Origin of the sequence: Bradyrhizobium manausense, assembly GCF_018129685.1 — a bacterium.
Classification (GTDB): domain Bacteria; phylum Pseudomonadota; class Alphaproteobacteria; order Rhizobiales; family Xanthobacteraceae; genus Bradyrhizobium; species Bradyrhizobium manausense_D.
The window spans coordinates 46309-52657 of record NZ_JAFCLG010000031.1; the positions used below are offsets into that span (position 1 = coordinate 46309).

The following is a 6349-nucleotide window of genomic DNA, read 5'->3' on the forward strand; positions in this document are numbered from 1 at the left end:
TCCGGGACGACAGCGGAGATTGACGCGCGCGAGTGCGCATCAATCTCGCCGCAAGTAACGTCGGAAACCTACTCCGCCGTCTGCTCCCGCAGCTCCGCCACATCCTTCGCCGTCAGCTTCGAGCCCTTGGTCCCGAACCGCGCCGTGACATAGTTCGCGACCGCCGCGATCTCGTCGTCACTGTAGGCATTGCCGAACGCCGGCATCGACAGCGCACCATCGGGCGTGTGCCGCCTGGTGCCCGAGATCACGATCTGCGCGACGTTGGTCGCGGCGGGGTCGTTGACGGCCCAGGTGCCGGTGAGTGTCGCCATCGGCGAGACCGGGCTTTCGCCGCTCCAGCCATGGCAACTGGCGCAGGCGCTGGCGAACACTTTTTTGCCGCGTGCGTCCGCTGTCACGCCGTCCTTGTGGGACGCAGGTGCGACAGGCGCCGTGGTGGCCGGCAGGTCGGACGAGGCGACCGGTGGCACGCTGCGCAGATACGCAACGATGCTCTTGATGTCCTCCGGCGCAAACTGGCTAAAGCTGTGGTCGACGGCTTCGCCCATCGGACCCGAGGCCGAGCCGTGGCCCGGTGCGTGACCGAGCGACAGATAGGAGATCAGATCCGCATCGCTCCAATTGCCGAGACCCGTCGCCTTGTCGGAGGAGATGTTGAAGGCGTGCCAGCCGGCCGTGATGGCGCCGGCGAACTTCTTGCGGTTATCCAGCGCGAAGCCGAGATTGCGCGGCGTGTGGCACTCGCCGCAATGCGCCAGCGCTTCGGCGAGATACGCGCCTCTGTTCCATTCCGGGCTCTTCGAGCTATCGGGCGCAAAGCGCGTGTCCGGGTTGAACACGGCCGACCAGAACATCATCGCCCAGCGCTGGTTGAACGGGAACGACAGCGTGTTGTCAGGCGCCTTGGCGCGCACCGCCGGCAGGCTGAAGAGATAGGCCTTCACCGCCAGCACGTCCTCGTCGCTCATATAGGTGTAGGAGGTGTACGGCATCGCCGGATAGAGCCGGGCGCCGTCGTGGCGCTTGCCGCGCTGGACCGCGTTGAGAAAATCCTGGTCGCTGTAATTGCCGATGCCGGTGTCCTTGTCCGGCGTGATGTTGGTGGAATAGAGCGTGCCGAACGGCAGCTTGAAGGCGAGCCCGCCGGCATAGTCCTTCTCGCCGGGCTTGGTGTGGCAGACCATGCAGTCGGCCGCCTTGGCGAGATATTCGCCGCGCTCGACGAGGCCAGCCTTCTCGAGCCTGGCGGGCACGCCGGTCGGCTTGCCGGCGCGGTAATCCGCCAGCGCCACCTTGGTGCCGCCTGCGAAATCCAGCGGACCGGGCCCGCGGATGATGAAGACGCCGATCCCGATCGCGATGATCGCGATCACGACGAGGCTCGCAAGGATACGCATCGTCCGGCTCATGCCTTCTTCCCCACAGCCAGCAGTTTCCGATCGATAGGTAAGCGCCGCAGCGCCACGCCGGTCGCGGCGTAAATCGCGTTGCGCAGCGCCGGAGGTCCGGCGTTGACGCCGGCCTCGCCGATGCCGCCGGGCGCTTCGCCGCTCTTGACCACGGTGACCTCGACCTTCGGCGTCTCGTTGATGCGCATCACGCGGTAGTCGTGGAAGTTCGATTGCTGCACGCGGCCTTTCTCGATGGTGATCTCGCCATACAGCGCGGCGGTGAGGCCGAAGATCAGGCCGCCCTCGATCTGCGCCTTCACCGTGTCGGGGTTGACCGCAATGCCGGTGTCGACCACCGAGGTGACGCGGCGAAGCACGATCTCGCCGATGTCGTCGATCTCCGCCTCCACCACGGTCGCCAGATAGCTCGCAAACGACGGTTGCACGCAGACGCCGCGGCCGACCCGCGGCGGCAGTGGCTGGCCCCATCCGGATTTTTCCGCGACCAAGTTCAGCACGGCCAGCGCGCGCGGGTTCTTGGTCAGATGAGCGCGGCGGAATTCGACCGGGTCCTTGCCGGCCTTGCGCGCCAGCTCGTCCATCGCGCATTCAAACGCGAACACGTTGTTGTTCGGGCCGACGCCGCGCCAGAAGCCGGTCGGCACTGCCGGCGGCTCGGCGCGGACGTATTCGACCTGAAAGTTGGGGAAGTCGTAGGGGGCATCGACCGCAGCATCCACCGCGTCGATATCGATGCCCTTCTGGAAGGCCGGCGGCAGCCAGCGTGCGATCACCGCGGAGCCGGCGATCTTGTATTTCCAGGCCGACACCTTGCCATCGACCAATGTCGCGGCGACCTGGTCGCGATAAACAGGGCGGTAGACGTCGTGCTGGATGTCCTCCTCGCGGGTCCAGATCACCTTGACGGGATAGTCGACCTGTTTTGCGATTTTCACCGCCGCGATCACCATATCGGGCTCGAGCTTGCGACCAAAGCCGCCGCCGAGCAGATGCTGGTTCACGATCACCTTGTCGACGGGAACGCCGGCGGCCTTCGCCGCCTCCGACTGCACCCGCGTCATGATCTGCGTGCCGGTCCAGATCTCGCAGGCGTCGGGCCTGACGTGGACGGTGGCATTGATCGGCTCCATCGAGGCATGCGCCAGGAAGGGCAATTCGAAGCTCGCCTCGAACTTGTCGCCGCTCGCCAGCCCCTTGGCGATGTCGCCGGTGGATTTCGCGACCGCTCCATCCTTCTCGCTGGCCTTGCGCAGGTCCTCCCAGATGTCCTTGGTGGAGATTTTTGCGTTCGCCCCTTCGTCCCACTCGATCTTGAGCGCGTCGAGACCCTGCTTTGCCGCCCACATGTGATCGCCGATCACGGCGACGGAATCGTCGAGCACCACGACCTTGCGCACGCCGGCGATTTTCATCGCCGCGCTGTCGTCGACCTTGCCGACCTTGCCGCCGAACACGGGACAATTGGTGATCGCGGCGATCTTCATGTCGGGCAGGATCGCATCGATGCCGTAGAGCGCCTTGCCGTTCACCTTGTCAGGTGTGTCGAGCCGCTTCAGCGGCTGGCCGATCAGGACGAAATCCTTGGGGTCCTTGACCGCAACGTCTTTCGGCGGCGTCTGGCTCTGGGCTGCAAGCGCCAGTTCGCCATAGCCGAGCTTGCGGCCGCTCGCGGCATGGGCGACCTCGCCCTTCGCTGCCGTGCAGCTCGCGGGTTCGACCTGCCATTGCGCGGCGGCAGCCTGTATCAGCATCGCGCGCGCCGTGGCGCCTGCCGCACGCAGCGGCTTCCACCAGGCGCGGATCGAGGTCGAGCCGCCCGTGGCCTGCAAGCCGAACACCGGGTTGGCGTAGAGCTTGTCGCTCGGCGGCGCGTGCTGCACCTCGACCTTGCTCCAATCGGCGTCGAGCTCCTCGGCCAGGATCATCGCAATCGAGGTGTAGACGCCCTGGCCCATCTCGACCTGCGGCATCATCAGCACGGTGCGGCCGGTCTCGTCGATGCGGATGAAGGCGTTGGGCGCGAACTTGCCGTCGGTCGCGTCCTTCTGCGCCGGCTCGTTGACGGCGGCGCGCAGCGGCAGATGGAAGGCGAGCAGGACGCCGGTGGTGAGGCCGCCGGTCAGAAGCGCGCGGCGAGAGACGCTGTTATGTGCATTCATGGCTGATCTCACGACTGACGGCCGGAGGCGGCGAGCTTGATGGCCTCGCGGATGCGCACATAGGTGCCGCAGCGGCAGATGTTGCCGGCCATCGCCGCATCGATGTCGGCGTCGTCAGGATTGGGTGTTGCCGCCAGAAGGGCCGCGGCGGACATGATCTGGCCGGACTGGCAATAGCCGCACTGGATCACTTCGGCATCGAGCCAGGCCTTCTGCACCTTCGCGCCCGACGGCGTGCTGCCGACATGCTCGATCGTGGTGATGGCGCGGCTTTCGACCGCGCTGACCGGCAGCACGCAGGAGCGCACCGCCTTGCCGTCGACATGCACGGTGCAGGCGCCGCACTGCGCGATGCCGCAGCCGAATTTCGTGCCGGTCATACCTAAGATATCGCGCAGCACCCACAGCAGCGGCATGTCCGGTGGCGCGTCGAAGGACTTCGTTTCGCCGTTGATGGTGAGAGTTGTTGCCATATGCATTCCCTTCTTCGCCCGATCGCTTGCGGCGATCCAGCCGGCGAACTCGCGCGCGACCATAATCATACCGATGCGAAACGATGAAGCTTCCAAATTCGCAGCAATGCATATCTGCGCGGCCAGCGCGTCAGGCCATGACGTTCACGAATTCGTGCGGCGATCATTGCGGCGATTCCAGGCTAATTGATATGATAAGCGTCATGTTTTGGCACATTTTCGTCATGCGCGCCGATGATCGCCGCAGACGATCGTGCGAACGCGCAAAATCACGCGATGACGAAAGTCGTGCGATTGGGAAATCGGCGGCACGTCCTTGCTTGCGACCCATCCTTCGAGACGCCCGCCTTCGGCGGGCCCTCAGGATGAGGACGGAATGTGTGGCAGCAATTCCGACGGGCACGCCTGCCACTCAGCCTCATCCTGAGGAGACCGCTGAAAGCGGTCGTCTCGAAGGACGAGGCGCTTGCTCCGGCCGCCGCCGGGATTTCAACGGCGATGGCTCATCTCGCCGGAGGGCAAGATGCGATTTCGGAATAATCGCATTATGCGCCTGTTTTGCCCGACGGGTCAAGGGGTCATCAGGCGCCTCGAGCGTGATGAGGTGCTAAGTCGTTGATTTTCTTCGCCCCGGCTACTGTGCATGGGGTTGTTTTTCTGACTCAGCTTTGCCGAAAACCCATCCGGAACGCGCCCCAGTGCTTGCCGCGGACCATGATCGGCGACGAGAGGTCCTTCATCAGCACGAACTGCCCGCCGCCCATGTCGCGGCGATAGGTTTGCAGCAGGAACGGTTTCGTGTTGGCCGCGACCTTCTTCACCGCGCGATCGGTGAACAGGCGGCGGTTGCGGCAATTGGCGTTGTTCCAGACCGGGTCCTTGCCCTGCGGCAGCCGGTAGTTCGGATTGTGCGTCGGAAGGTACCCGCCCTTGGCCCAGGCGACGCAGAACACGATGCGCGGATCCGATGTCTGGATCGGATCCTGGATCGCGGGCAGCACGCGGTCGGTGAATTCGACATAGGCGGTGGTGTACTGCTTCGGATCGGTGCCCGATATCTCGCGGTAGTTCTCGTCCATGAGCTGGTCGAGCGTGATCTCGCCGCGGCCGATCGCGGCCTCGAACTCGGCCGAGATCCGCTTGGCGGTTTCGACGACCGTCCGTATCAGCGGCGCATCCGATGTCTCGACGCCGCTGTCGGCGATCAGCGCGATCAGGCCTTCGGAGGTGTCGAGCAGTTTCGTCACGCGCTGGTCGGCGCTCTTGAGATCGCGCGAGGAGAGGTCGACGCCCTTGGCGAGCTCGTTGAGCTCGGCGATGACGGTGTCGCAATGGCCGAGATTGGAGGTCGCCGCGCGCGTGACGCTGTCGATCTCGGCTTCCACCGAGGCGAAGCCCTGCTGGACGCGCGAGATGATGCCGGAGATCGCTTGCGCGCCTTCGCCGGCGGTCTTGGCGCGCTGCGAGGCATCGCCGCTCTCGCCGATCAGGCCTTCGATCTGGCCGTCGAGATCGCGCACGGTGTCGGAGATCTCCTGCGTGGCCTGCCGGGTGGCCTCCGCGAGATTCTTGACCTCGCTTGCGACCACGGCAAAGCCGCGTCCGGCATTGCCGGCGCGCGCGGCTTCAATCGTCGCGTTCAGCGCAAGCAGGTTGGTTTGCTTTGCGATCGCCTCGATCGAGCCGGAGACCTTTGCGACCTGCGCCAGCGCCGAGCCGACGGCGGAGAGGCGCGCCTCGATCCGCTCCACCGCCGCGACGAGCGCGGAGATATGGCTGACCGCGGTGTCGACCGCACCGCGCGACTGCGCGATCTCGCCGACGGCTGCCGATGCGGTCGACTGCACCGCCTGCGAGGCGTTGGCGATGTCGCGGTTGGCCGAGACCATGGTCTCAGCCGTCGTCTGCAGGTGATGGAACCGCTCCGACTGGTTGGCGACGCGGCTCGCGACCTCCTGCACGTTGCCGGCGATGTCGGCGAGCTCGACGCCGAGACCGCCGATGCGGTCGGCCAGCTGGTCGATCAGCCGTTCGGCGAGCGTCCGGTTGGAGGCGGTGTCCAGCACTGCAACTTGCGCAACGGACATGGTTCGCGAATCCTCTGGTCAGGGCCGTTGATCGGCCCAGCACGGCATTCCCATTCCGGACTCTAGAGCGTGATTCGCGCCGGGCGTCTTGCCTGAGCGTGCACTAGGGTCTGTACTCAATAGGGATTCCATCTGAAATTAGATTGTGATTCAAGCTTCTCAACGGAAGGGAGGCTTGAATGGCAAAGCAGGTCTACTGGCTCAGCGATGCGGAA

4 protein-coding genes are annotated in these 6349 nt (G+C 65.1%); all 4 read right to left on the reverse strand.

Going from position 1 to position 6349, the window contains the following annotated elements; all coding sequences use genetic code 11:
• Positions 1-68: 68 nt before the first annotated feature.
• The 4 genes from JQ621_RS33565 to JQ621_RS33580 all read right to left on the reverse strand — a co-directional run bounded on the left by JQ621_RS33565 (position 69) and on the right by JQ621_RS33580 (position 6134).
• Positions 69-1412, reverse strand: a complete 1344-nt coding sequence (locus JQ621_RS33565; RefSeq protein ID WP_212241341.1) for a c-type cytochrome — start codon at positions 1410-1412, stop codon at positions 69-71.
• On the reverse strand, positions 1409-3574 hold the full coding sequence (locus tag JQ621_RS33570; protein ID WP_212241342.1) for a xanthine dehydrogenase family protein molybdopterin-binding subunit: 2166 nt from the start codon (positions 3572-3574) through the stop codon (positions 1409-1411). The genes JQ621_RS33565 and JQ621_RS33570 overlap by 4 nt, the downstream gene beginning before the upstream one ends.
• 8 nt (positions 3575-3582) lie before the next feature.
• On the reverse strand, positions 3583-4047 hold the full coding sequence (locus tag JQ621_RS33575; protein ID WP_212241343.1) for a (2Fe-2S)-binding protein: 465 nt from the start codon (positions 4045-4047) through the stop codon (positions 3583-3585).
• Between the two features lie 662 nt (positions 4048-4709).
• Positions 4710-6134, reverse strand: coding sequence for a methyl-accepting chemotaxis protein (locus JQ621_RS33580; protein ID WP_212241344.1), 1425 nt, complete (start codon positions 6132-6134; stop codon positions 4710-4712).
• Between the last annotated feature and the right edge of the window lie 215 nt (positions 6135-6349).